This is a genomic window from Pseudomonas sp. JE3303, assembly GCF_056312565.1.
Window position 1 is genome coordinate 206,930 of the sequence record NZ_JBWGIF010000013.1, and the last position, 26,075, is coordinate 233,004.

The 26,075-nt window shown below is 63.3% G+C and carries 19 protein-coding genes and 2 rRNA genes; 7 read left to right on the forward strand and 14 right to left on the reverse strand.

Going from position 1 to position 26,075, the window contains the following annotated elements; genetic code table 11:
- Positions 1–5 precede the first annotated feature (5 nt).
- Positions 6–485, reverse strand: a complete 480-nt coding sequence (locus tag AC0ZZU_RS19325; protein WP_476342807.1) for a GNAT family N-acetyltransferase — start codon at positions 483–485, stop codon at positions 6–8.
- A 211-nt stretch (positions 486–696) separates the two neighbouring features.
- Here AC0ZZU_RS19325 and AC0ZZU_RS19330 point away from each other — a divergent pair, with 211 nt between their 5' ends.
- A complete protein-coding gene (locus AC0ZZU_RS19330; protein ID WP_476342808.1) occupies positions 697–1,992 on the forward strand; it encodes an NCS2 family permease in 1,296 nt (431 codons plus the stop codon).
- Positions 1,989–3,074, forward strand: a complete 1,086-nt coding sequence (gene trmA, locus AC0ZZU_RS19335; RefSeq protein WP_476342809.1) for a tRNA (uridine(54)-C5)-methyltransferase TrmA — start codon at positions 1,989–1,991, stop codon at positions 3,072–3,074. Before AC0ZZU_RS19330 ends, trmA begins: the two co-directional genes overlap by 4 nt.
- Before the next feature lie 63 nt (positions 3,075–3,137).
- Here the strand turns inward: trmA and pcaG are convergent, their stop codons facing one another.
- Together pcaG and pcaH are read right to left on the reverse strand one after the other, a co-directional pair.
- Positions 3,138–3,743, reverse strand: coding sequence for a protocatechuate 3,4-dioxygenase subunit alpha (gene pcaG / locus AC0ZZU_RS19340; protein ID WP_476342810.1), 606 nt, complete (start codon positions 3,741–3,743; stop codon positions 3,138–3,140).
- Between the two features lie 11 nt (positions 3,744–3,754).
- The gene (gene pcaH / locus AC0ZZU_RS19345; protein ID WP_476342811.1) at positions 3,755–4,474 is read right to left on the reverse strand and encodes a protocatechuate 3,4-dioxygenase subunit beta; all 720 of its coding nucleotides are present in this window, start codon (positions 4,472–4,474) and stop codon (positions 3,755–3,757) included.
- Positions 4,475–4,675: 201 nt separating this feature from the next.
- On the opposite strand from pcaH, the gene ypfJ reads away from it, so the two are divergent.
- Positions 4,676–5,554, forward strand: a complete 879-nt coding sequence (ypfJ, locus tag AC0ZZU_RS19350; protein ID WP_476342813.1) for a KPN_02809 family neutral zinc metallopeptidase — start codon at positions 4,676–4,678, stop codon at positions 5,552–5,554.
- 140 nt (positions 5,555–5,694) lie between these two features.
- Positions 5,695–7,614, forward strand: a complete 1,920-nt coding sequence (locus tag AC0ZZU_RS19355) for a methyl-accepting chemotaxis protein (protein WP_476342815.1) — start codon at positions 5,695–5,697, stop codon at positions 7,612–7,614.
- Between the two features lie 42 nt (positions 7,615–7,656).
- On the opposite strand, the gene ggt is transcribed toward AC0ZZU_RS19355, so the two are convergent.
- The 3 genes from ggt to mdaB form a co-directional block, all read right to left on the reverse strand.
- The gene (ggt, locus tag AC0ZZU_RS19360) at positions 7,657–9,324 is read right to left on the reverse strand and encodes a gamma-glutamyltransferase (protein WP_476342817.1); all 1,668 of its coding nucleotides are present in this window, start codon (positions 9,322–9,324) and stop codon (positions 7,657–7,659) included.
- A gap of 118 nt (positions 9,325–9,442) precedes the next feature.
- The gene (locus tag AC0ZZU_RS19365) at positions 9,443–10,339 is read right to left on the reverse strand and encodes a LysR substrate-binding domain-containing protein (RefSeq protein ID WP_476342818.1); all 897 of its coding nucleotides are present in this window, start codon (positions 10,337–10,339) and stop codon (positions 9,443–9,445) included.
- Between the two features lie 67 nt (positions 10,340–10,406).
- Positions 10,407–10,997, reverse strand: coding sequence for an NADPH:quinone oxidoreductase MdaB (gene mdaB, locus AC0ZZU_RS19370; RefSeq protein WP_476342819.1), 591 nt, complete (start codon positions 10,995–10,997; stop codon positions 10,407–10,409).
- A gap of 195 nt (positions 10,998–11,192) precedes the next feature.
- Here mdaB and AC0ZZU_RS19375 point away from each other — a divergent pair, with 195 nt between their 5' ends.
- Entirely contained in the window at positions 11,193–11,507 is a 315-nt protein-coding gene (locus AC0ZZU_RS19375) for a putative quinol monooxygenase (protein WP_476342820.1), read from the forward strand.
- On the opposite strand, the gene AC0ZZU_RS19380 is transcribed toward AC0ZZU_RS19375, so the two are convergent.
- The gene (locus AC0ZZU_RS19380) at positions 11,497–12,261 is read right to left on the reverse strand and encodes a sulfite exporter TauE/SafE family protein (RefSeq protein ID WP_476342822.1); all 765 of its coding nucleotides are present in this window, start codon (positions 12,259–12,261) and stop codon (positions 11,497–11,499) included. The two genes, AC0ZZU_RS19375 and AC0ZZU_RS19380, sit on opposite strands and share 11 nt — an antisense overlap.
- 163 nt (positions 12,262–12,424) lie before the next feature.
- Here AC0ZZU_RS19380 and AC0ZZU_RS19385 point away from each other — a divergent pair, with 163 nt between their 5' ends.
- Positions 12,425–12,769 (forward strand): cupin domain-containing protein, encoded by a 345-nt coding sequence (locus tag AC0ZZU_RS19385; protein ID WP_476342823.1) that lies wholly within the window; start codon positions 12,425–12,427, stop codon positions 12,767–12,769.
- 61 nt (positions 12,770–12,830) lie between these two features.
- Here AC0ZZU_RS19385 and mmsB read toward each other — a convergent pair whose 3' ends face one another.
- Entirely contained in the window at positions 12,831–13,718 is an 888-nt protein-coding gene (mmsB, locus tag AC0ZZU_RS19390) for a 3-hydroxyisobutyrate dehydrogenase (protein WP_476342824.1), read from the reverse strand.
- An 11-nt stretch (positions 13,719–13,729) separates the two neighbouring features.
- Positions 13,730–15,256: a CoA-acylating methylmalonate-semialdehyde dehydrogenase gene (locus AC0ZZU_RS19395; protein WP_476342825.1), complete on the reverse strand. Its 1,527-nt coding sequence runs from the start codon at positions 15,254–15,256 to the stop codon at positions 13,730–13,732.
- Positions 15,257–15,350: 94 nt separating this feature from the next.
- Between AC0ZZU_RS19395 and AC0ZZU_RS19400 the strand changes: the two genes are divergently transcribed.
- On the forward strand, positions 15,351–16,301 hold the full coding sequence (locus tag AC0ZZU_RS19400; RefSeq protein WP_476342827.1) for a LysR family transcriptional regulator: 951 nt from the start codon (positions 15,351–15,353) through the stop codon (positions 16,299–16,301).
- An 11-nt stretch (positions 16,302–16,312) separates the two neighbouring features.
- Here the strand turns inward: AC0ZZU_RS19400 and recD are convergent, their stop codons facing one another.
- The 5 genes from recD to AC0ZZU_RS19425 form a co-directional block, all read right to left on the reverse strand.
- Positions 16,313–18,388 carry an exodeoxyribonuclease V subunit alpha gene (gene recD / locus AC0ZZU_RS19405; RefSeq protein ID WP_476342828.1) on the reverse strand — a complete coding sequence of 692 codons (2,076 nt, stop codon included), beginning with the start codon at positions 18,386–18,388 and terminating at the stop codon, positions 16,313–16,315.
- On the reverse strand, positions 18,385–22,065 hold the full coding sequence (gene recB / locus AC0ZZU_RS19410; protein WP_476342829.1) for an exodeoxyribonuclease V subunit beta: 3,681 nt from the start codon (positions 22,063–22,065) through the stop codon (positions 18,385–18,387). Before recB ends, recD begins: the two co-directional genes overlap by 4 nt.
- Positions 22,062–25,544, reverse strand: a complete 3,483-nt coding sequence (gene recC, locus AC0ZZU_RS19415) for an exodeoxyribonuclease V subunit gamma (RefSeq protein ID WP_476342830.1) — start codon at positions 25,542–25,544, stop codon at positions 22,062–22,064. Before recC ends, recB begins: the two co-directional genes overlap by 4 nt.
- A gap of 170 nt (positions 25,545–25,714) precedes the next feature.
- Positions 25,715–25,830: ribosomal RNA gene (gene rrf / locus AC0ZZU_RS19420) — 5S ribosomal RNA — on the reverse strand.
- Positions 25,831–25,979: 149 nt separating this feature from the next.
- Positions 25,980–26,075 (reverse strand): 23S ribosomal RNA (locus tag AC0ZZU_RS19425); the annotation flags it as partial.

Here is a 26,075-nt window from a genome sequence, read left to right on the forward strand (position 1 = left end):
AGCGACTAGAGCGGCAGTGTCATCGCGCGCTCTCGGTCGACGCGGGCCCGGTAGCCCTCTCCGCTGTCGCACCAGCCGGTGGACAGGTACAGGGCAATGGCCGCCTCGTTCTGCGGATCCACCGACAATTGCATCCGTCGGGCCTGTGGCCACACGCGGCGCACCAATGGAGGCAGCGCGGTCATGCAGAAGCGTCCGAAGCCTCGGCCCTGGCACCGCCAGTCGACCTGCAAGGCGCTGAGCGTCACCGCGTCAGGCTCGGCCCATGCCGGGAGGTGCGTCCCGCGCTCGATCAGCATGAATGCCCTGGGCGTGTCCTCCACCAGCAACGCAATGCCCCGCCGGTCATCACTCTGGACGCTGAGCAGAATGTACAGCGCGCTCGAGATATCGCCGGCAAAGCGCAGCTGCCCAGGACGCACGTCGATGTCGATCAACTGGCTGCGTTGAAGCGGGGACAGTCCGTGATAATCGATCAGTCGCATGGGTGTTTTCGCTGAGGAGTACGGTGAGTTGCCGGCGGCGATACCACAGGATCGATCAAGTGTACTGCAACACGCATTACCGCCTGGCAACCATGCTGGTATGATGCGCGGCTTTTTTCACCCCGGATAAAACCACGGCGCCTGGTACGGTCTGTGCTTTGCTGATGGGGTCGATACATTTCGCGGCGCTGGAGCGTCATGGGGAGCGGGCATGCTGGAAAGGCTGTTTCAACTGAAAGCACACGACACCAACGTGCGCACCGAGATACTTGCGGGTATCACCACGTTCCTGGCCATGGCCTACATCCTGTTCGTCAACCCGAGCATCCTCGGCGAGACTGGCATGGACAAGGGCGCGATCTTCGTCGCGACCTGCCTCGCCGCAGCCATCGGCTCGGTGACCATGGGCCTGATCGCCAACTACCCGATCGCGCTGGCGCCGGGCATGGGCCTGAACGCCTTCTTCACCTACACGGTGGTCCTGCACATGGGCCATACCTGGCAGGTGGCGCTGGGCGCGGTGTTCCTCTCGGCGGTGCTGTTCTTCCTGCTGTCGATCTTCCGCATCCGCGAATGGATCGTCAACAGCATCCCACTGCCGCTTCGCTCGGCCATCGCCGCGGGCATTGGCCTGTTCCTGGCGCTGATCGCGCTGCATAACGCAGGTATCGTCGTTGATAACCCGGCCACCCTGGTAGGCCTGGGCGACCTCCGGCAGCCAGCGCCGATCCTGGCGACCCTGGGCTTCTTCCTGATCGTCGCCCTGGAGGCCATGAAGCTTCGCGGCGCCGTGCTGATCGGGATTCTCGCCGTGACCGTGGTGTCGATCGTGCTGGGCGTCACGCCATTCGCCGGCGTGGTGTCGATGCCGCCGTCGCTGGCGCCGACCTTCCTGCAGCTGGACATCATGGGCGCGCTCGACGTGGGCCTGGTCAGCGTGATCTTCGCCTTCCTGTTCGTCGACCTGTTCGACAACTCCGGCACCCTGATCGGCGTCGCCAAGCGCGCCGGCCTGATGGGCAAGGACGGACACATGCCGAAGATGGGCCGCGCCCTGATCGCGGACAGTACCGCCGCCATGGCGGGTTCGTTGCTCGGCACTTCGACCACTACCAGCTACATCGAATCGGCGGCGGGCGTAAGCGCCGGTGGCCGGACGGGCCTGACCGCCATCGTGGTGGCGGCACTGTTCCTGCTGGCCTTGTTCTTTGCCCCGCTGGCCGGCAGCGTGCCTGCCTTCGCCACGGCGCCGGCGCTGCTGTTCGTCGCCGTGCTGATGGCCTCGGGCCTGGCGGAAATAAACTGGGACGACGTCACCGAAGCCGCACCCGTGGTAGTGACTGCCCTGGCCATGCCGCTGACCTATTCGATCGCCAACGGCATCGCTTTCGGATTCATCGCCTGGACTGCCATCAAGCTGCTCTCCGGTCGCTACCGTGACCTGAATCCTGCGCTGGTGATCCTGTCCATTCTCTTTGTCATCAAGCTGGGCTGGTTCAACGCATGAGTGCTGTCTTCGACCCTTCGAGCTATTCCGAGCAACTGGCCGCCAAGGTCGAGCGCCTGCGCGGCCTGCTGGCGCCTTTCGATGCGCCGGAGCCTGCCGTGTTCGACTCGCCTCGCGAACATTACCGGCTGCGCGCCGAGTTTCGCCTGTGGCGCGAAAACGAGCAACGCCACTACGCGATGTTCGCCCCAGGGGACAAGTACACGCCGATCCTGATCGACGACTTCCCTATCGCCAGCCTGCAGATCAACGACCTGATGCCACGCCTGAAGGCCGCCTGGCAAGCCAGCCACGCGCTGAGCTTCAAGTTGTTCCAGGTAGAGTTCCTGACCACCCTCGCGGGCGACGCGATGATCACCCTCTGCTACCACCGTCCGCTGGACGAGGCATGGGAAGCCGAAGCACAGCAGTTGTCCGCCGAGTTGGGCGTGAGCATCATCGGCCGCTCGAAGGGCAAGCGCGTGGTGATAGGCCGCGACTACGCCGTCGAATCGCTCGATGTTGCCGGGCGTACATTCCGCTATCGCCAGCCAGAGGGTGCTTTCACCCAGCCCAACGGCACGGTGAACGAGAAGATGCTTGGCTGGGCCTACGAGGCGCTGGGCGAGCGCGATGACGACCTGCTGGAGTTGTACTGCGGCAATGGCAACTTCACCCTGCCCCTCGCGACCCGAGTGCGCAAGGTGCTGGCCACCGAGATCAGCAAGACCTCGGTGAATGCCGCGCTGCACAACCTGGATGACAACGGCGTCGACAACGTGCGCCTGGTGCGCCTGTCGGCCGAAGAGTTGACCGAGGCCCTCAACGAGGTGCGGCCTTTCCGCCGCCTGGAAGGGATCGACCTCAAAAGCTACGACTTCGGCAGCGTGTTCGTCGACCCGCCCCGTGCCGGGATGGACCCGGACACCTGCGAGCTGACCCGCCGCTTCGAGCGCATCCTGTACATCTCCTGCAACCCGGAGACGCTGGCGGCCAACATTGCCCAGCTGCAGGACACGCACCGGGTTGAGCGGTGCGCGGTGTTTGATCAGTTCCCATATACGCACCATATGGAAAGCGGAGTGCTGCTGGTCCGGCGGTAACCCATTCACCGCGCCGCTGCTATTCGCTGGCAAGTCAGCAGATCGCAGTGGCGCGGTCTTGCATCAGAAATCGAAGAACACCGTCTCCCCCTCCCCCTGGATCCGGATATCGAACCGGTACGCCGTCTTCCCTTCCACCTCGCACCGCCGTGCAACCAATGTCTCGCGCCGCTGCGGCTGCTCGATCAGATTCAACACCGGGCACCTTGCGTTGGCCTCGGCCTCGTCTTCGAAGTACAGCCGCGTGTGCAAGTGGATATTGATCCCCCGGGCAAACAGGCTGACGTTGATATGCGGTGCCATCGGCATGCCTGCGGCATTGGTCACCACGCCTGGCTTGACCGTGTGCAGCGCCCACTCGCCCGCATCGAAGGTGGTGGCCGTGCGGCCAAAGCTGTTGAAGTCGTTCTCGGGGTTGTAGTCGTCGACGTACTGGCCTGCAGCATCGGCCTGCCAGAACTCCAGAAACGAATCACGCACCAGGTGGCCGTTTCCGTCATAGACATGGCCGATCAGCACGATGTGCTCGCCAGCCGCGTCACGCTGGGCCAGGCGGTTCCAGATCTCGCGGTCGCGGGGTGGATTGCCCGCCGCTTCAAGGGCCAGGCCGATGTGCACATAGGGGCCAGCGGTCTGCGAAGGGGTTTCGGGCAGCAGTTCGATAGGCATGACGGGCCTCCTCAGCAGTTTTCGAAGTGGGTCTGGCGCTGGCCGCGCAGGACGATATCAAAGCGGTAGGCCAGGCAATCCATCGGGTTGGCGTTGCTCATGTCGAGCTTGGCGATCAGTTGCTGCACCGCCTCAGGGTTGGCGATGGACTTGACGATCGGGCACATGGGGATGAGCGGGTCGCCTTCGAAATACAGCTGGGTGATCAGGCGGGTTGCAATCGACGGGCCGCTGACCGAGACGTGGATATGCGCCGGACGCCAGTCGTTAGGACCGTTGCGCCATGGGTAAGGGCCGGGCTTGATGGTGCGGAAGCTGTAATAGCCCTGGCTGTCCGTGAGGGTGCGGCCTACACCGCCGAAATTGGGGTCAAGCGGGGCCAGGTAGCGGTCGTTCTTGTGGCGGTAGCGGCCACCGGCGTTGGCTTGCCACATTTCCACCAGGGTGTTGGGCACAGGCTTGCCGAACTGGTCGCACACGCGTCCGGCAACGATGATGCGCTCGCCGATCGGCAGGCCACCATTGTTGAAGTTGAGAAGCAGGTCGTTGTCGTGGGGGCCGAAGCCCAGGTGCGAGAAGTTGGGGCCGGTGCTCTCACTGATCGACTGGGGAATGCTGACCAGTGCCTGGCGCGGGGAGCGCATCGTCGAGGTCTTGTAGTCAGGGGTCAAGGCCTTGGGGTGCCAGTTGCGATCGCGGATCACAAAGCGGCTGGTGTCCTGGGCAGGCATTCCGGTTTCCTCTCTCTTGGAATTATCGGGTCGCCTGTGCGTGGCAGGCGAGCGTGCAGTTTCGGACAAGTAGCGGGAGCTGAATACTGAAAACCGCTGTCGCATGCATAACCAAACGGTTATGTCGCCTGTACCCGCCTCCCGTGGGTGCCATGGCTGGACTAATCTTTGTTCCATATTTCCTGATGCGGGAGAGCATCCATGCAATGGCGAAAAGGCAGGCGTAGCGACAATGTGGTCGATGCCCGTGGGGAGGGCGGTGGCGGCATGCGCTTCGGCGGCGGCAAGGGCTTGGGCATCGGTGCCATCCTGCTGATCGTCGGGATCGGCTGGATTACCGGACAGGACCCCTTGCAGATTCTTGGCCAGCTTACCGGGCAGATGCAACAGCAGGGTGCGACCTCCGGCCCCAGCGGCCAGGCGCCACCGGCCAACGATGAGCAGGCCGAGTTCGTTGCGTCGGTGCTGGGCGACACCGAGGACACCTGGAAGGCGCTGTTCGCCCAGGGCGGCCGCCAGTACCGCGATCCGACCCTGGTGCTGTTCAGCGGTCAGGTGAATTCAGCCTGCGGCTTTGCCTCCTCGGCCGTAGGCCCGTTCTACTGCCCTGCCGACCAGAAGGTCTACCTGGACATGACCTTCTTCCGCGAGATGGAACAACGCTTCTCCGCCGCAGGCGACTTCGCCCAGGCCTACGTGATTGCCCATGAGATCGGCCACCATGTGCAGACGCTGCTCGGCGTCTCGAAGCAGGTGGAGGCTGCCCGCCAACGAGGCCAGCGCATGGAGGGCACCAACGGTTTGCTGGTACGCCAGGAGCTGCAGGCCGACTGCCTGGCCGGCGTCTGGGCTTTCCAGGCGCAGAAACGCCTGAACTGGCTGGAACCGGGTGACGTGGAAGAAGCCCTCAACGCCGCCAATGCCATTGGCGATGACCGCTTGCAGCAACAAGGCCAGGGGCGCGTCGTACCGGATTCCTTTACCCACGGCACTTCCGCGCAGCGGGTGAAATGGTTCAAGACCGGCTTTGCTACAGGAGAGGTGACCGATTGCGATACGTTCAGCGCCCGGGGCCTGTAACAGAAGGCAATTAAGCAAAAAAAGCGTTTCAGCTTCCGCGATACCCGCCGATAACCCATGCACGAAATCAGCGGGCTCTCAAGAAAGACAACGTCCGCCAGATCAAGATCAAGTGAGCGAACAATTTCTGGAGAGCGTGCATGAACAGCTGGTTTGCCAACATCAGCGTCAACCTCAAACTGGGACTGGGCTTCGGCCTGGTGCTCGTGCTGACCGGGCTGCTGGCCCTGACGGGCTGGAACAGCCTGGGCAGCCTCATCAACCGCAGCAACTGGATGGGCGACATCGGTCAGCTCAACAATGACCTGACCAACATGCGCATCACGCGCCTGCAGTACATGCTGACCAACGGCGACGACGCTGCGGCGGCTGCCGTCAAGGTCAAGCTCGACACCTTCGGCGCGCAACAGCAGAAGTTGCTTGCCAGCTTCACCAGCCCCGAGAACGTCAAGCTGCTGCGCGAGCTGGGCGATGTGATCGGCCAGTACCAGGTCTCCCTGGAAAAGATGCGTGCTGGGTACAAAAGCCGCCAGGCGGTTCGAGACAACATGATGCAGATCGCGAACCGCGCCGACCAGGCACTCGATGCCCTTGGCCGGAGCGTGCTCGATCAGCCTGAAAGCGATGCGGTCCGTCTGCAGCAGTACCAGGTGATCAGCACCGCGAAGCAACAGCTGAGCCAGGCCCGTCTCGAAATCCGCAGTTATATCGCCGACGCCAGCGCCAGCGCAGAGCAGGCCGCACTCACCCAGCTGGAAACCGCCTTGGTGGGTATCGACGTCCTCAAGCAGCAATTGCCCAATGAAGCCGCCCGTGTACAGCAGTTCGAGAATGAAATGGTGGCCTTGCGCGATTCCCTGCGCCAGTTCCGCGATGCCCTTGCGGTCATTGCCGAAGCTCGCCAGGAAATGACCGTTGAAGGCGCGGCCATCGTCAAGATCAGCGACCAGCTGTACAAGATCCAGCTCGACCGCCGGGACAGCGAAAGCGCCGAGGCCCGTACGCTGCAGATCATCGCCACCTTGCTGGCCTTGCTGTTCGGCGTATTGGCTGCCGTCCTGATCACCCGCCAGATTACCCGCCCACTGCGCGAAACCCTGGAAGTCGTGGAAAAGATCGCCGCCGGCGACCTGACCCATGACGTGCGCGTCACTCGCCGCGACGAACTGGGCGTGCTGCAACAAGGCATCGCACGCATGGGCACTACCCTGCGCGACCTGATCTCCGGTATTCGCGATGGCGTTACCCAGATCGCCAGCGCCGCCGAAGAGCTGTCGGCGGTTACCGAGCAGACCAGCGCCGGGGTCAACAGCCAGAAGGTCGAAACTGACCAGGTCGCTACTGCCATGCACGAAATGGCCATGACCGTGCAGGAAGTCGCGCGCAACGCCGAGCAGGCCTCGCAGGCCGCGACCGAAGCCGATGGCCAGGCGCGTACCGGCGACCGAGTCGTGGGCGAAGCGATCAGCCAGATCGAACGCCTGGCGCAGGAGGTCAAACGCTCCACCGAAGCCATGGAGCTGCTGCAGCAGGAAAGCCAGAAGATCGGTAGCGTCATGGACGTGATCAAGTCAGTGGCCGAGCAGACCAACCTGCTGGCGCTCAATGCCGCCATCGAGGCGGCCCGTGCCGGCGAGGCCGGGCGCGGCTTCGCGGTGGTGGCTGATGAAGTGCGCGGGCTGGCCCAGCGCACGCAGAAGTCCACCGAAGAAATCGAAGAGCTGGTCGCCAGCCTGCAGAACGGCACCCAGCAGGTGGCCAATGTGATGCTGGGCAGCCGCACCCTGACCGACAGCAGCGTCGAGCTCACCCGCAAGGCCGGTGCCTCGCTGGAAAGCATCACGCGCACGGTGTCGAACATCCAGTCGATGAACCAGCAGATCGCCGCAGCCGCGGAACAGCAGAGTGCCGTTGCCGAGGAGATCACCCGAAGCATCCTGAATGTGCGCGATGTGTCGGAACAGACCTCCGCGGCGAGTGAAGAGACAGCCGCCTCCAGCGTCGAACTGGCGCGGCTTGGAAATCAGCTACAGACCATGGTCAGCCATTTCCGCGTCTGACCGCTGAATCCTGGGGCCGTTTCGCGGCCCCAGTCCCTTCTCTTACCTGACCACCATCCCGACCCCACGCCCGCGCGGATCCGACGCGGTCTCCAGCGCCGTGCCCTTCACCCGGATCGCCTGGATGTCGCCCATCTCCCAGCCTTGGTCCTCCAGGGTGTAGCCCATCTTCTTCAGCTCCTCGGCCACCTTGCCGGTCAGTGGCGCGAAGGCATCGAAGTAGATCGTGTCCTTGGGCAGCAACTGATGGTGCACGCGCTGCGCCGCCACGGCTTTCTCAAGCGGCAGGTTGTAGTCGTAGAGATTGTTCATGACCTGGAAGATCGAGGTGAAGATCCGCGAACCGCCTGGAGTGCCCAGCACCAGGGTCACTTGGCCGTCCCGGGTGACCAGGGTCGGACTCATCGACGAAAGCATGCGCTTGCCCGGCGCGATGGCATTGGCATCCCCGCCAACCACACCGAAAGCGTTGGCCACGCCCGGCTTGGCGCTGAAGTCGTCCATTTCGTCATTGAGCAGGAAGCCGGCACCCTTGACCACCACTCCGCTGCCATAGTCCAGGTTGAGCGTGTAGGTGTTGCTCACCGCATTGCCCTGTTTGTCGACGATCGAGAAGTGCGTGGTCTGGTGGGGCTCCAGGCCTGGACGGACCTTGTCGGTCTCGGAAATCGCCGTTGGATTGACCTGCAAGGCGCGCTTGGCCAGGTACTCCTTGGCCACCAGCCGGTCCGCCGGCACCTTGGTGAACGCCGGGTCGCCCAGATAGTCGGCACGGTCCGCGAACACCCGCTTCTCGATCTCGGCCAACAGATGGATGTAGCGCGCGGAGTTGAGCTCGACGTCCTTGAAGTCCGCGGCACGCAACTCCTTGATGCCCAGCAGCTGCGCCAGCGCCACACCGCCGGAGCTTGGCGCCGGTGCGGTATAGACAGTGTTGCCGCGCCAGTCGATGGCGATGGGATCACGCCACACAGCCTTGTAGTCCTTCAGGTCGTCCTTGGTGATCAGACCCTTGTCGGCTTGCATCTGCGCCACCAGCAGGTCTGCGGTCTTGCCTTGATAGAAGTCGCTGACGCCCTTGTCGGCGAGGCGCTCCAGCGTCTGCGCCAGCTCAGGCTGTTTGAAGGACTCACCGACCTTCATGCTGCCGAAGTAGTCGTTGAAGTTGGTGCTGGTCTTGAACAGGCCCAAGGCGTCGTCGCGGTATTGGTACTGCTTGGCGGCGATCTTGAAACCGTTTTGCGCATAGCCGATGGCCGGGGTCAGCAGCTCGGACCACTTGAGCTTGCCGAACTTCTGGTGCGCCTCCCACAGCCCCATCACCGTGCCAGGCACCCCAGCGGCGCGGGCGCCGACCAGGCTCAGGTTCTCGATGATCTCGCCCTTGTCGTCCAGGTACATGTTGCGGCTGGCTGCCTTGGGCGCCACTTCGCGGTAGTCGAGGAAATACGGCTTGCCGTCCATGTACAGGGTCATGAAGCCGCCGCCGCCGATGTTCCCGGCCTCGGGATAGGTCACCGCCAGGGTAAAGGCGGTGGCCACGGCGGCATCCACCGCATTGCCGCCTTTCTTCAGGATGTCGGCCGCCACTTGTGCACCATATTGATCGGGCGCGGCCACCGCGCCGCCTTCCAGCGTTACCGCGAAGGCGGACGAACTGCTGAGGATCGCGGCCCCGAGCGCAATGGATTGAAACATGACGATTCGCATGTGGACGTCCTTGGTGTTGTTTTTGTTGATCAGTCATTAAGGCCCAGGCCTTGCGACTAAGCAAACATCACACAGGTTTTACGCCGCCCATGGACAGGATCTGTCGCTGGCAAGCAACTCAGCAGGCGTAGGCCGACAGCTTGTCCTGGATGAAATCGAGAAAGCACTGGATCCGCAGCGCCAGCTGGGTATTTCGGTAGTACACCGCGTGCACAGGCTGGCGATAACCGTTGTTGGCGTCTGCCAGCAATACCTGCAGGCGTCCCGCTCGGATGTCCTCATGGGTCATGAAGTGCGACAGGCAGACGATCCCTTCGCCCGCCAGGGCCAGCTGGCGCAGGGTTTCGCCGCTGGAGGCGAGCAGATGCGGACGAATGGCCCAGCGGTCGCCCTGGGCGTGACGCAGCGGCCACTGGTTGAGGCTATCGGGCGCGCTGAAGCCAAGCAGGCAGTGCTGGTCGAGGTCTTCGACATGCTGCGGCGTACCGTGACGCTCGAGGTAGGCCGGGCTGGCCAATACCTGCAGCGGGCTGCAGCCGAGCGAGCGGGCATGCAGGCTGGAGTCGGCCAGTTCGCCGATACGGATGGCCACGTCGGTGCTCTGTTCGAGCAGGTCGATGATCAGGTCGTCGGTGTTGAGCTCAAGCTCGATATCCGGGTATCGCCGGCGGAACTCGCCAATCCACGGCACGATGGCATGCAGCATGAAGGGTGCTGCTGCGTTGATGCGCAACCGTCCGGAGGGGGTCTGGTGGTGCAGCGCCAGGCGCTCTTCAAGGTCGTCCATCTGCTCGAGGATGGCTTTGGCACGCTCGAGGAAAAACCGCCCCTCCTCGGTCAGGTCCATGCGTCGGGTGGTGCGGTTGATCAGCGTGGTGCCCAGCTTGGCTTCGAGGCGCGAGAGGGTGCGGCTGACTGCCGAAGGTGTCTGTCCTACCTGCTCGGCGGCAGCGGTGATCGACCCGCAGTCGATCACCGAGACAAATACTTGCAGTTCATCGGAACGGGTTTTCAAGCGGCGGTCCTGCTCGTTGAGATTGCCGTGATTGATAGCCGCTCCCCGGCCAGGACGCAAGCGCGCGTCACTCAGCCTTGCCAAAGACCTCGGCCAGATGTGCCTCGTAGGCGGCCAGGGTGGCCTCGACGTTTGGCCGCTTCATCACATCGACCGCCAGGAACGTTGGCAAGCCGGTCATCCCCAGGAACTGGTTGGCCTTGTGGAAAGGGAAGTACACCGCATCCACGCCCTTGCCTTCGAAAAAGTCGCTTGGGTCGTCGAAGGCTTGCTGAGGCGCGTTCCAGGTGAGCGAGATCATGTACTGCTTGCCTTGCACCAGGCCACCGCTGCCATATTTCTGCGAGGCGTCGGAACGGGTGCGGCCGTCGTTGGCGTAGAGGCTGCCATGCCCGGCGGTGAAGACTTCGTCCAGGTACTGTTTGACCGTCCATGGCGCGCCCATCCACCACCCTGGCATCTGGTAGATCACCACATCGGCCCAGAGATACTTCTCGACTTCTTCCTGGGCGTCGTAACCGCCGTCGATAAAGGTCTGGCGCACATCGAAACCGGCGCGGTCAAGATAGGCCAGAGCGGTATCGTGCAGCGTCTCGTTGAGACGGCCATCGGAATGGGCGAAGCGTTTGCCACCGTTGAGCAGAAGGATCTTTTTCATGCGTGCCTCATCTGGTTGGCGGTCCGCAGCTTTGCATGGCGACAGACCGTATCAAGTTGTATGGCCGGCAGATTAGGCCTTTACAGGCGGGGGAAACAGCGCTGGATGCTCAAAATACATTTGATTTCAAATCACGAATGATCAACAGATTGTTGCTTTAGAATAGGCCCATTACTTATCTGAAAAGGTCATTCCATGAGCGCGCCCTACGCCTTCATTCTCAAAGCCAAGACCCGTCCCGATAAAGCCGAAGCCTTCGAGGCTCTGTTCAGTGCGTACGTCGAGCCGAGCCGCCAGGAGCCGGGTTGCATCGAGTACCACATGCTCCGCGACCAGCAGGACCCGACACTGTTCGTGTTCTTCGAGGTATGGGCAAGCAAGGCGGACCTGGACGTACATTCTGCCCTGCCGCACATGCAGCGGTTCTCCGAGCAGCGAATGGATTACCTGGAGCGCGATTTTGATATCCAGCTGATCGAGATGCTCAGCCCGTCCTCGGCTAACCGTTGATCAGCAGGTGCCCGCCCAGCAATGCCAGGCCAATGAAGAAGCAGCGTCTGAACAGCGCCGCGCTGATTCGTTGGCGCAGCCATTGACCGCCAATCATGCCGAGCAAGGCAGGCACCAGCATCAGCAGTGAGGCGCCCAGTTCCGCACCGCCAAGCGCGTCCTGACCCGCAAGACCGATGGCCAGGGCTACGGTCGAGACCGTGAACGACAGACCCAGGGCCTGAACCATCTCATCGCGGGTCAGGCCCAGGCTCTGCAGGTAAGGCACCGCTGGCATGACGAACACGCCAGTGGCCGCGGTGATCACACCGGTGAGCAGCCCGCACAGCGGGCCGAGCCAGCGCTCACGGGCGACGGGTGTACGCAGTCCCGGCCCAGCCAGGCCGTACAGCGCATAGACCACCAACGCCGCGCCCAGGGCATGCACTGCCCAAGGCCCGCTGTCGATGCCGAGCCAGACGCTGCCCAGCAGCGTGCCCGAGAAGATCATCAGCAGCATCGTGCCCAGCCGGCGTAGCAGTGCCAGCAGATGTCCGCCTGCCGCCAGTTGCCAGACGTTGGTGAAAGCCGAAGGCACGATCAGCAGCGCCGCAGCCTGGGCAGGGTGCATTGCCAGGCCAAGCAGGCCCATGGCAATGGTAGGCAGCCCCAGGCCGATCACGCCCTTCACGGTTCCCGCCAGGACAAACGTCACGACTACCAGCAGAGAAAGCGCCGGGCCGATCTGATGATAGAAATCAAAGAGTGTGGTCACACGCGGCAATCCTGTAGGAAAGGTGGCTGTCGTGATACCACAAGGGGCGGTTTTTGGCAGGGCCACTGCGCGGGCAGACACCTGGACGTCGAGCCCAGGCAACTGCTACCCACGCGCAGGGCCTATGGTGACCGGTCAAACAATGACTCGTCTGGAGCCCAGCATGTCCGATTTCATCACCGTCCTGCGCGAAACCTGCCCAACCCCGGTACTGGATGCGACCAAGTGGAAGCGCATCGGCGGCGACCCGCACACCGTCAACCTGAACGCCTACCTGTCCCAGGACGGTAGCAAGATCATGGGCACCTGGATCTGTACCCCAGGCAAATTCGAAGTCAACTATGACAAATGGGAATTCTGCCATTTCCTCGACGGCTACTGCATCGTCACCCCCGAGGGCGAAGAGCCCAAGCACCTGAAGGCGGGTGACGTGTTCGTGATCGAGCCGGGGATGAAGGGCACTTGGGAAGTGGTCGAGACGGTGCGCAAGTATTTCGTGTTTGCCTGATCCCGGACCGCAGGCGAATCGGACGAAAATCCGATTCGCCTGCGAGGGACGCCAGCGCTCATCAATCCTTCTTGCGATACCCCTCGACGATTGCCGAAAAGTCCTTGCCCCCGTCGCCCCGCAAGCTCATGGCCTGATACAACTGTTGCGCCACTGCGCCCAGGATCACGGGCTGGTGCGCCTGGCGGGCCGCTTCGGTGGCCAGGCCCAGGTCCTTGAGCATCAGTTCGGCGCCAAAGCCTCCGGTGTAGCCCCGTGATGCAGGCGCAGTCTCGATGATCCCCGGCCAGGGATTATAGGTGTCCGAGCTCCAGCAGCGGCCCGTCGAGCTGTTGATGATCCCGGCCAGGACCTGGGTATCGATGCCCAGGGCATTGCCCAGCGCCATCGCCTCGGACACACCGATCATGGAGATGCCCAACAGAAGGTTGTTGCAGATCTTGGCGATCTGCCCGGTACCGACCTCCCCGCAATGCACGATGTTGCGGCCCATCTGCTCGAGCACCGGCTTGAAGGTAGCGAACAGCGCAGGCGTGGCACCCACCATGAAGGTCAATGTACCGGCCGCCGCGCCACCGGTCCCCCCGGACACCGGCGCATCACCCATGTCCACGTCCTTGGCCGCTGCCGCCCGCGACACATCGCGCGCGGTCTGCGGGTCGATGGTGCTGCAGTCCAGCACCGGGGTGCCCGCACGCACGCCAGCGAGCACGCCGTCATCGTTCAGATACACACTGCGTACATGCTGCGCCGCCGGCAACATGGTGATGACCAGATCGCTGTTGGCCGCCGCGTCCCGGGGTGAAGTGCTGATCTGTCCGCCGAGTTCGGCGAGCTCGGCCAGCACCGTCTGGTTGAGGTCGAACAGGTTCAGCTCATGGCCGGCCTTGATCAGGTTGCGGGCCATGGGCGCGCCCATGTTGCCCAGCCCGATGAATGCGATACGCATGGCAGGTCTCCTTAGCGCAGGCTGATGGTGGTGTTCACACCGTCGTTGACGCTGTCGTCGTCGAACCAGCGGGCGGTGACGGTCTTGGTCTGAGTGTAGAACTGCACCACCTGCTTGCCATATGGCCCGAGGTCCCCCAGCTTGGAGCCGCGCGAACCGGTGAAGCTGAAGTACGGGACCGGCACCGGGATGGGGATGTTGATGCCGACCTGGCCAACGTCGATCTCGTTCTGGAACTTGCGCGCCGCCGCCCCGCTCTGGGTGAACAGGCCTGTGCCATTACCGAATGGGTTGCGGTTGACCAGGGCAATCGCCTCGTCCAGCGTATCGACCTCCAGCACCACCAGTACCGGGCCGAAGATTTCCTGGGTGTAGACCTGCATGTCGGTGGTCACCCCGGAGAACAGCGTCGGGCCAACGAAGTTGCCTTGATCAAACCCCGGCACCTGAACGCCGCGGCCATCGAGTTCGAGCTTCGCGCCCTCCTGGATGCCCTTCTCGATCAAGCCCAGCACCCGCTCCTTGGCCCGCTTGGAAACCAGCGGTCCGACATCGGTGCCCGGCTCGCTGCCAGCGTTGACCTTGAGCTTGGCGGCCAGGTCCCTGAGTTCGGGGATCCACTCGCGGGCCTTGCCGACCAGCACCGCCACCGAGGTTGCCATGCAACGCTGGCCGGCCGCGCCGAAGCCTGCGCCGACCAATGCATTGAGGGTCTGTTCACGGTTGGCATCCGGCAGCACCACGGCGTGGTTCTTGGCGCCCATCATCGACTGCACACGCTTGTTGTGCTGGCTTGCAAGGTTGTAGACGTGGGTGCCGACCTCGGTCGAACCCACAAACGAAATCGCCTTGATGTCAGGGTGGGTGCAGATTGCATCGACCACCTGCTTGCCTCCGTGCACCACGTTGAGCACGCCTGCCGGCACCCCGGCTTCCAGCGCCAGCTCGACCAGCATCATGGTCGACAACGGGTCCTGCTCGGAAGGCTTGAGCACGAAGGTATTGCCGCACACGATGGCCATCGGGAACATCCACAGCGGGATCATCGCCGGGAAGTTGAACGGAGTAATGCCGGCGCACACGCCGATGGGCTGGCGCAGGGTGTAGGTGTCGACGCCACCTGCGACGTTCTCGGCAAACTCGCCCATCTGCAGGGTGCCGATGGACGCCGCGTGTTCGACCACTTCCAGTCCGCGGAAGATATCCCCTTCGGCGTCGGCAATGGTCTTGCCCTGTTCGGCGCTGAGGGTCTGGGCGATGCGCTTGGAGTGCTCGCGGATCAGCGCCTGCAATTTCAGCATGATGCGCATGCGCGCGCCGACGGGGGTGTCACGCCAGGTCTTGAAGGCACGATGGGCGGCGGCCACGGCGGCGTCGACCTCTTCGACCGTGGCGAACGGCACACGCGCCAGCACCTGCTGGGTGGCCGGGTTGACCACATCGCGCCATTCGCTGGTCTTCGATTCGACCCACTGGCCGTCGATCAGCAGCTTGACCTGCTCGACCTTGGCCTGGTCTGGGGTATGGGGTGCGTTCATCTGCGCTCTCCTGGAATTATTGTTGGGGACGAGGCTGAATTCGAGTATAGATGTGCAAACTTCCAACAAGAACGCACATAAAAGCCGGACCATCATGCAAAAAAACCTCACGTCCCTGGGCTCGCTGAACTGGGATGACCTGAAGTTCTTTCTTGAAGTGGCGCGCACCCGCAAGGCCAGCAGCGCGGCCAGGCGTCTCAATGTCGACTACACCACGGTGTCGCGTCGCATCGGCTCGCTGGAAGTGGCGCTTGGCACCTTGCTGTTCGAGAAATCGCGCACCAACGGCTTTACCCTCACTGCCGAAGGCCAGCGCCTGCTCGGCTATGCCGAGTCGATCGAGAGCACCTTGCACAAGGCCTGCGAACAGGTGTCGGGCTCGGGCGTTGCGCTCTCCGGGCATATACGCATGGGTTGCACCGAAGGTTTCGGCAGCTTCTTCATCACCCCGCAACTGAGCCACTTCGTCGATGCCTACCCGGCCATCACCGTCGACATCCTGCCCTTGCCCCACTTCATCAGCCTCTCCAAGCGCGAGGCGGATGTCGTCATTGCTTTGGAGCGTCCAGAACACGGACCGTATGTGTGCTGCAAGCTGTGTGACTACCGTTTGCGCCTGTATGCCACCCAGGATTATCTGGACACCCACGAGCCGATCCAGCAAGTCAGCGACCTGGCCAATCACCCATTCATCAGCTACGTGGACGACCTGGCGTTCAGCTCCGAGCTGCTGTACCTGGCCAATCTGATCCCCAATGCCAACGCGCACCTGCGCAGCACCAGCGTCATCGCCCAATACACCGCGGCGCTGCAGGGCCGAGGATTGGCGATCCTGCCGTGCTTCCTGGCTGCGCAGGATGCGCGTCTTGTGGCGGTATTGCCGGATCAGGTGGAAGTCACCCGGCAGTTCTGGATGTACTGCCGGGAGGACCTGAGGAAGCTGAAGCGGATTACGCTGTTGTGGGATTACATCCGTGGGGTGACCGAGCAGAACGCTGAGTTGTTGATGGGCGCATCCGCAGAGATGCGCTTCAACGAGGGGTAGCGCGGCGGGCCTCAGACCTGCTCAAGCATCAGTCCCGAAATGCGCCGCACCTTGCGTGATACGGCTTCCTCAAAGATTCCCAGCCGCGGCTCTATCAGGCTGAAACAGTGCTTGGCCCGGGTGATGCCGGTGTAGACCAGCTCCTTGGTCAGTACGGGGTTGAGGGCATCGGGTAGCACCAGGGCGGTGTGGTCGAATTCCGAGCCCTGGGACTTGTGCACGGTCATGGCGAATACGGTTTCGACATCGCTAAGGCGGCTGGGCAGGACGAAACGCACGCCGCCGCGCCCGTCATTGCGGGCGAAGGCCACCCGCAGTATCGATTCGCCGTGCTCGTCAGGCAGGCGCAGGGCGATACCGATATCGCCGTTCATGAGCCCCAGGCCATAGTCGTTGCGTGTCATCAGCACCGGTCGTCCTTCGTACCAGGGCTGATGGCTGTCGATCAGCCCGGCATTGCTCAGCACACGCTCGACGCGCTGGTTCAAGCCAGCAACCCCCCAGGGTCCCCTGCGCACGGCGCAGAGCAGCTGGAAGGTCTCGAAGCTGTGCAGGACTTCACCTGCCCAGTCTTCCCAGCGGGGATCATCCGCCGCAGTGCCCGGCGCAGGACGGTGCCGGGAGAGGGTATTGAGGTAGCGGCGGTAGCCCTGCGGGCCATCGGCACCTCGGCCCAGTCCTTCGAGCAGGAGGCGGTCGAGGGCGCGGTCCTGCTCCCCGCGGAGCGCCAGACTGAAGACATCCTCGGGCGCCAGGGTCAGCAGGTCCCGCGCTTGCCGCGCTTGCTGGGTGTTGACCAGACGCGCCAATTGACCAATGCCGCTGCCTTCGCCGAAACGCCGCGAAAAACGCAGCATCACGACTTGCTGGGCCAAGGGATGCTGCCGCGCGTCCCCGGTGCGCAGGCCACTGGCCGCCAGGGACTCGCCGCTGACCTGTTCCAGCCAGGTACGGGTCCCGGGCGTATAGCAACCCTCTTCGGCATCGCGGCACAGATCTCCCAGCACCGCCCCCGCTTCGACGGAGGCAAGCTGGTCTTTGTCGCCGAGCAGGACAAGGCGCGCTTTGGCCGGCAGGGCGTCGAGCAGGTTGGCCATCATTTCCAGGTCGATCATCGAGGCTTCATCCACCACCAGCACGTCCAGTGGCAATGGATTGCCAGCATGGTGACGGAAGTGCCGGGATCCGGGCCGGCTGCCAAGCAGCCGGTGCACGGTGCTGACGTCGGTGGGAATCTGCCCGCGCACCTCGGGGCTGACCGTCAGGCGCTCGACCTGCTGGCCGATCGACTCGGTAAGACGGGCCGCGGCCTTGCCGGTGGGCGCCGCCAGGCGAATGCGCAGGGGGCGTCCCTGCTCCACCGCCGGAGCCTGAAGCAATGCCAGCAAACGAACGACGGTAGTTGTCTTGCCGGTACCGGGGCCGCCCGTGATGATACTGAACGCCGCGCGGGTGGCCAGCGCGCAGGCAAGCTTCTGCCAGTCGACCTGACCAGGCATCGCGCCAGCCTCGAACAGCTGCGCCAGACGCGACGGCAAATCATCAGGAACGGCTTCGCCCTGGGCCAGTCGATCTTGCAGGGCGGCGTCGATGCGCCGCTCGTAGCTCCAGTAGCGGCGCAGGTACAACCGCTGGCCGCTGAGTACCAGAGGCCGGGAACTGTGTGTTGGCGTATCGGCGTCAGCGACCAGGACGCTGGCGGCTACACGCTGCAGCCAGGTGGGCAGGTCCTGGCTGGCCAGCAGCTGCGAGGGCAGTAGCAAGGGGCCGGCGAGTGCATCGCGCTCCGGCGGCAGCGATAGCGCGAAGTCTGGCTCGGCCAAGGTCTGCTCCAGGTCCAGGCAGACGTGGCCATGTCCCAACTGGTGACTGGCCAGCGCCGCCGCCAGCAGCACAAGCGGATCGCTGCCCGGAGCGCGCTCTTCGAGAAAGCTGACGAAGGCCCGGTCCAGAGCACGCAACCAGCCGCGCTCGACCCAGCGGTCGAGCAGTACGAGCAGGTCACGGCTGGCGCTGAGCGGTGCCAAGGCCGCAAGGTGCGCCGCCTCCAGCGGAGTGGGCAGCAGATCGTGAAGTTGTCGGGTCATGGGGCCACTCCGGAAAACAGGTCCTGCTGTTCTGGCGCGTGTTCGCCTCGGAACAGCGCATCGAGTTGTTCGATCAGGCTGCGCGGCGGCTTGACGAAGTACAGCCCACACGTCTGGGCGGCCGTCCCCCGCAGGAAGATGAACAGCGCACCGCCGACGTCACGCTCGTAGTCGTAGCCAGGCAGCCGCGCGCGCAGCTGCCGGTGCAGCGCCAGCAGGTAGAGCACGTATTGCAGGTCATAGCGATGGGCAAGAATCGCCTGTTCCATTGCCGGGGTGCTGTAGGACGTGTCATCGGGCCCCAACCAGTTGGACTTGTAGTCGGCCACGTAATAACGGCCGTCGAGTTCGAAAGCCAGGTCGATGAATCCCTTGAACATGCCGTTGAGCTGGGTTGATTGCGCTGCCAGCCGCGCAACACCGCTGTGCGTGTGCTGCGCCACCAGGTGGTCGAGGCGCACCGCATCGACCTCATGGCTGGCGAACCAGAACTCCATCTCGATCTGATAGCTGCGCAGCTGGTTGAGCATCAACACCGGACCGTCCGCGTGCAGCGGCATGGGCTGGGCAAGCAGTTGCTGCAGCCACTGGTCGAGGGCAGGAATCCAACCGGCCCAGTCGCGGCGGTTGCAGCGCTGGCCGACGGTGTGCTTGATCAACTGGGGGTTGTCACTGACATGGGCGAAGCCTTCGCGGCCCGCCCATTCGAGCAGGCCATGCAGGAAGGTGCCTGGATTGGGCCCACGCGGAAAGCGGTGAATATCGCCGCTGTCTGCTGGCACTTCGCGCAGCTGCTGGACCTCGGGGCGTTCATCGTCGAGCAGTTGCTGGGCCTGGGAACTGTCCGCGGTGAGGCCCTCATCGCCAATGCGCAATGCGCTGTACGATGCGATCCACCAGTTCTCGGCAGCCTGGCGCCGAGGACGACGCGCCGGCAGCAGTTCGCTGCCCACCTTGGGATTGAGATATACACTGTCGGTGGCTTCGGGCAAGGCCTGGCAGGCAATTGCAGCACACGCCGATTGCAGCGCGCCAAGCCACTGCTCCAGATGGTTGGAACTGGGCAACGGCGCGCCGCCACCGAGGAGATAGCCCAACGCCGAGCGATGCAATTGCGAAGCCTTGTTGCTGCCGCGCTTGAGGTCGGCGACGCCAAGCCAGCAAGCGTGTTGGGCGCGGGTCAAGGCAACATAGAGCAGGCGGAGGTCTTCGGCCAGGCGCTCGTCATCGGCAAGGGCAATCTGCTCTTTGTCAGGGGTCAGGGTCAGGTGCGCATTGCCATCGCTGTCGTGCCACGCCAGCGGCAACCGCTGGCCATCCACCGGCTTGCTGGTGCAGATGAAGGGCAAGAAGACCAGCGGGTATTCCAGTCCCTTGGACTTGTGGATCGTCACCACCTTGACCAACTGCTCATCGCTTTCCAGGCGCAGGATCTGCTCTTCGCCGGCCTGGCCAGAGCTGGCCAGGTGCTCGGAAAGATGGCGTATCAGCGCCTGTTCACCATCGAGCTCGGCGGAGGCTTGTTGCAGCAGTTCGGCCAGGTGCAGCAGGTTGGTAAGCACACGTTCGCCATCGCTGCGAGCGATCAGGGTGCGCGGCAGGCCGAAGTCGTGCAGCAGTCGGCGCAACATCGGCAGCACCCCCTGCCGCTGCCAGGTCTGGCGATAATCGCGGAAGGTCATGACCCAACCTTCCCACACGCGCTCATCCTGATTCAGCTGCTCCAGGGCGGCCAGCGGCAAGTCGAGCGTCATGCTGGCCAGCGCGGCCTTTAGCAGGCGTTCCGAGTCAGGTTCGGCGCATGCCTTGAGCCACGCAAGCAGGTCATGGGCCTCTCGGGCCGCGAATACCGAGTCCTTGTCGGACAGATACACGCTGCGTACTTCACGGGCTGCGAGCTCGGCACGAATCAGTTGGGCTTCGCGGCCATCGCGCACAAGGATGGCGATATCAGAGGGACGGCAGGGACGAAGCGAGCCTTGTTCATCCTTGAATCCCGTACGGCCCTGCTGCCCCCCGTTGAGCAGACCGACGATATGGGTGGCGCAGCTCGCCGCGAGGTGTTGGCGGTAAGTCGTGCCGGATACCGGTTCATCGCTGTTCAGGTGCCACAGGTGCAGGGCAGCACCCGGTTGGCCTTCGACCAGCCATTGCTCGCCGCGCCCCTTTGCGCGCACTTCCACGAAGGGCAACGGGTTGTCCCCGGCCTCACGGAACAGGAAGGCACCCCGGCCTTCATCGCGCTCCTCAGCCTCCAGGAAGACCTGGTTGACCGCGCTGACCATGGCCTGGCTCGAGCGGTAGTTGGTATCCAGGCTGTGCAGACGGCCCGTGGTGGCACGACGCGCGCTCAGGTAGGTGAAAATGTCGGCGCCGCGAAACGCATAAATCGCCTGCTTGGGGTCGCCGATCATGAACAGCCCCGTTTCGGCGCGGTTTTCGCTGATGCGGTAGATGCGCTCGAAGATGCCGTATTGCACGGGGTCGGTGTCCTGGAATTCATCGATCAGCGCCACCGGGAACTGCTCGCGGATCAGCGCCCCCAGACGCTCGCCAGCATCGCCATTGAGAGCCTGCTCCAGACGCAGGAGCATGTCATCGAAACCCATTTCGGCACGCCGCCGCTTTTCCACCTCGAAGCGGGCCGATACCCAGGCGGCGGCATGTTCCAGCAAGCAGGCATCCGGGCTCGGCAAGCCCAGCAACTGGTGGCGCAGACTCTCCATCGCCTGCAGTGCCGGGTGAGCCGGGGGTTCACCGACTTTCCAGGCCTCGGCCATGCCTGTCGGGGTAAGACGCGTGAAGCCGGTGCCCAGGTCCAGTTCATGGGCCTGCTCGTCGCCGGCCCAGGCCTTGAGCTTCTCGAACCACGGCTCGAAATAGCGCGCCTGCATCTTGCGGCCATCGACGTGCTTGGCCGCCAGCGCGTCTCGGCACAGTTGCAGGAGTTCGTCCGCCCATTGAGTCCACGGCGCCTTCAACTGGCACAGTTGCTCCGCGCGCTGCAGCAGTACGGCCTCGATCAAGGCTTGAGGCTCTTCGTCGACGCTCTGTATACGCTGGCGTCCGAACAGCGGCCGTACCCTTGGCAACAGGGCATCGGGGCTGATCCAGTTGCTACGCACCCAGCCCAGGGCATCACCCTGCATGACGTAGCAGAAGCGGCGCCAATAGTCGCGCATGACCTGGCCGAGCAGCTCGCTATGGTCGGTTTCCAGGCTCTGGGTAAACAGGCTACCGCTGTCGAAGGCGTGCTCGCGCAGCATCCGCTGGCACCAGCCATGAATGGTCGAGACCGCAGCCTCGTCCATCCACTGTACCGCGACCTCGAGCCGGTTTGCGCAGCGGGCCCACAGCTCCTGGGGATACTCTTCGCGCAGCTGGCGCAGCAGCGGGTCGACGTCCTGGAGCTCATCACGGAAGAAGCGCGCTGCTTCAGCCAGGCGGGTGCGGATGCGCTCGCGCAGCTCCTTGGTCGCAGCGTCGGTGAAGGTCACCACCAGAATCTGCGGCGGCAGCAGTTCACGTTCGAAGCCCAGGTCGCCGCCATGACCGAGGATAAGCCGCAGGTACAGCGCGGAAATGGTGAATGTCTTGCCAGTGCCGGCGCTGGCTTCGATCAGTTGGCTGCCGTGCAACGGGAAACTCAGCGCCAGAGGGCGGGCCAGCTGGGTCATGCGGCGTTCTCCTGGTTGCCCAGGGTCTTCCAGGGCGCTTCAAACAACGGACGGTACAGGGCTTCGCACCATCCTTCGAAGGTTTCATCGGCGCTCAGCGCGTCAAAGTCGCGGAACTGGCGGGCCAGAGCCACGCTCTCGCTGCGCTCGCCGAAACTGTTCTGGCCATCACCCTCGTAGGCTCGTGCCGCCGCACCGAGGGCCTTGTCAGGATCGCTCTGGGAAAGCCAGGCAAAGGCAGTCTTCGCCGCGACCGGAAGGGGTGCATTCATGGCCGCCTGGCGCGCCACCAGCAAGTCGCCGAGCAGCTCGGCCGCGCGGGCTTGCGGCAACGGTGCGAGCAGCAGGGTCACGTCGCTCGCGACCAGCGCACTGTGCAAGGGATGGCCGACGGCGCAGGCAGCCAGGTGGAGCACCCAGGAGGGTATCAAGCGATGCCATTTCAGGCTGTTGCGACCACTGCTGAGGCTGTTGGGAACGGTGGTGATGGTCAGCAGGCTTTCGTCCGCAGCCTGGTAGACACGGCCCAGCCAGCCTTCCAGCCGGTGCAAGCCGTGCTCGAAGCGGACCGGCAAAGCGCTGTCGATCACCTGCGGCCAGCGCTGCAACAGCTCTGCGTGACGTAGCAGCAGGGCGGGGAGTGGCTGGACCAGTTCATCCTGCAGGTGTTCGCCGAAACCGGCCAGCGGCAACACCCCATATGCCTGCAGACGGCGGGCGTGGGATTGCAAGGCGTGCTCACTGTTCTGCGGATCAGCGAGTGCCGCCACCAGGAGGCTTTCACTGAGGCTGTAGCGCTGCAGGGCGTCGAGGATGAAGGGTTCTTCGTTTGCCAGTGGTGCTTCCAGTGCTTCAAAGAAGACTTTCAGGCGCTGGCTGAAGAAGTGCCGCACTGGATGGCGCAGGAAATCCTGGAGCAGGGCCAGGCTCAGCGGCTCATCACTGCTGTAGGGCTCCAAGGCTGGTTCACTGGGGCTGCTTTCATCGGACGATTCATGCAGGACGCGCCATTCATTGGCATAACTGAACAGCGGGCTGCCTTTGTGAAAGTACCGCTGACTGAAAGGCTGCAGTGGGTGCTCCTGGGTCAACGAGTGAAGCAATTGCTCGCCAGCATCCAGCTTGCCCCCCTCTTGTGCTCCGGTTCGCCGCCATCCTGCTGCCAGGTGGTCACGCAGTTGGCCGATCAGCACCGAGGAGGGACGCTCGCTGTTGTCGCGAATGCTGCGTCCGACCCAGCTCACATACAGCTGGTCGCGGGCTGAAAGCAACGCTTCAAGCAACAGGTAGCGATCGTCTTCGCGGCGTGAGCGGTCACCTGGGCGGTAGTCACTGGCCATCAGGTCAAAATCGAGCGGTGGCTGCGCGCGGGGGTAGTCGCCGTCGTTCATGCCCAGCAAGCAGACCACTTTGAAGGGAATGGCCCGCATGGGCATCAGGGTGCAGAAATTGACAGAGCCCGCCATGAAGCGTTGGGACAACTTGCCTTGGTCCAGACCGGACAGCCAGGCTTCGCGCACGACCGTCAGCGGCAGCAGGTCTTGCAGATGCACCGCCTCGCAGGTCTGCAGCCAGGTTTCACGCAGGGTCTGCAGCTGCACCAGCAGGTAATCGTCATGCTCGCTCTCGGCAAGGAAGAACACCTGTAGCAGCGCATGCAGGCGATCGCCCCACTGCGCCGCGGTCGCTGGCTGTGCAAGCGCCTGGCATGCCACTTCCAGGGCATCGAGAAGGGCGACCAAAGGGCCGATCAAGGCAGCGTCGAGGCCCCCGATCTCGTCATAGGGTTCGATGCCGTCGCAACCCTCGCCCATCCCCACGGCATAGCCCAGCAGCATGCGCCGCAAGCCGAAGCGCCAACTGTTCTGCTCCAGCCCCTCGGGCAACCCAAGCGAAGCCCGTTGTTCGGCATTCAGGCCCCAGCGGATGCCGGCGCCCTGGATCCAGCGGTGCAGGGTCGGCAGGTCGCTCTCCTGGATGGCGAAACGGGCGCGCAACGCTGGCACGTCGAGCAGGTCGAGCACTTCGCTGACGGCAAAGCGGCTGTCTGGCAACTTGAGCAGATGCTCCAGGGCGATCAACAACGGATCACGGCCGCGCTGGCCCTGGTCGGTCAGTGTGAAAGGGATGTAACGCGGATCCTTGCGGTCGAGCTGTCCGAACACGGCGCGGATGTGTGGGGCATAGGCATTGATGTCTGGCAGCATGACAATGATGTCGCGAGGACGCAGCGCTGGATCGGCGCTGAAGCGGGCAAGTAATTGGTCATGCAGGATTTCGACTTCGCGCTGGGGGCTATGTGCGACATGGAAACGCACCGAGCGGTCCTTGGCGGGGTCGACTTCGGGCCACATCTCCCGCGTCTCGGCCAGGGGCCGCAGCTCCAGGATATCGTCCTGCAACTGGTTCAGCAGATTCCCTGGCTGCCCATCGCTGAACAGGTCGATGCGCCCTTCGCTGAATACGCCTCGATAGCTTGCGGGATCATCATAGCTGTCGAGCAGGTTGATATAGTCGCGTCCCTGCTTGCCCCAGGCAGCCAGCAGCGGATGGGCATGCTGATGCAGGGTCTCATCGTCGAGCTGCAAAGGCATGCCTTGCTTGCGCTGCTGGCGTTTGTACTGGTGCCGCAGCAGGTCTTTGTCAGCGACGATATCGGCCCAGTGATGGCGGCAGGGATTGTGCACGCAGAGCAAGACCTGGCTGAAACGGGCAAGGCCGGCCAACGCTTCGAGTGCCTGGCCAGGCAACGACGAGATGCCGAACACGATGACTCGCGATGGCAGCCCCGCAGGCGCTTGCTCGATCGTGGTGATGCGCTCGATGAAACGGTGATGAACACCCGCCCGGCTCTGCGCCATCCCCTCCTCGCCCACGTCTAGGAGCAACGCCCGCCATAGTTCGGCCTGCCAGCAATTACCGGCAGGCAGCGGCTTGCGTTCCCCGCGGGCGGTATTGAGCACATGCTCGCCCTCGGCCCAGTCCCTGAGCCAGTCAGCGCGGTAGACCTGATACTGGTCGAAGAGGTCTGCAAGGCGCTCCGCGAGCTGATAGCGCTTGCGAAGATCGTTGTCATCGGTGAGGAATCGGCGCAGGGGCTCGAAATGTGGGCGCTCGATCAACTCGGGCAACAAGCGCATCAGACGCCAGGTCAGGGGCGCCTTGTCGAGCAGCGACACTTCGGGGATTTCCTCCCGGCCCAGCACCCGCCGATATAGCTGCCACATGAAGCTACCCGGGAGTTGCACCTCGATGGCAGCGGCGATACCGCAACCGCCCAGGTCGTCATCCAGCGGGTCCTCTGCCAGGGCCAGCTTCAGCCATTGGGCGATCCCGTTGCTTTGCACCAGTGCTATCTCGTTTTCCAGGGGAGCCAGTGGATAACGGCGCATCCAGCTCACCACGAGGCTGCGCAGATCGTCCAGGCGGTTACTGTGGACAATCATGAAACCTGGCTGCAGCGTAGTGGTGTTCAGCATGGGCATTCCCTAGGGCGAGACGGTTGGTTCTGCAGGAACCTTATCATGAGGAACTGCAATTTCTGCCACGGCGCTGGGGCTGCTTGTGAGGCTTTTTGTGTCGCCAGCTGGCGACCCGGAAAAGACAAAACCCCTACCTGCTCGCGCAGATAGGGGTTTTGTGAAATGAATCTTGACGATGACCTACTCTCACATGGGGAAACCCCACACTACCATCGGCGATGCATCGTTTCACTGCTGAGTTCGGGATGGGATCAGGTGGTTCCAATGCTCTATGGTCGTCAAGAAATTCTGTAGCCAGAATGTCCAGATGGACAGCCCAGCGAATTCGGATATGCGATATTTGTGATGCTACGAACTTTCGGTTGTGTCGTCTTCACCACCGCAATCTGGCAGCCCGGATAACCGGCTCGGCACAAATTGCTTGGGTGTTATATGGTCAAGCCTCACGGGCAATTAGTATGGGTTAGCTCAACGCCTCACAGCGCTTACACACCCCACCTATCAACGTCGTAGTCTTCGACGGCCCTT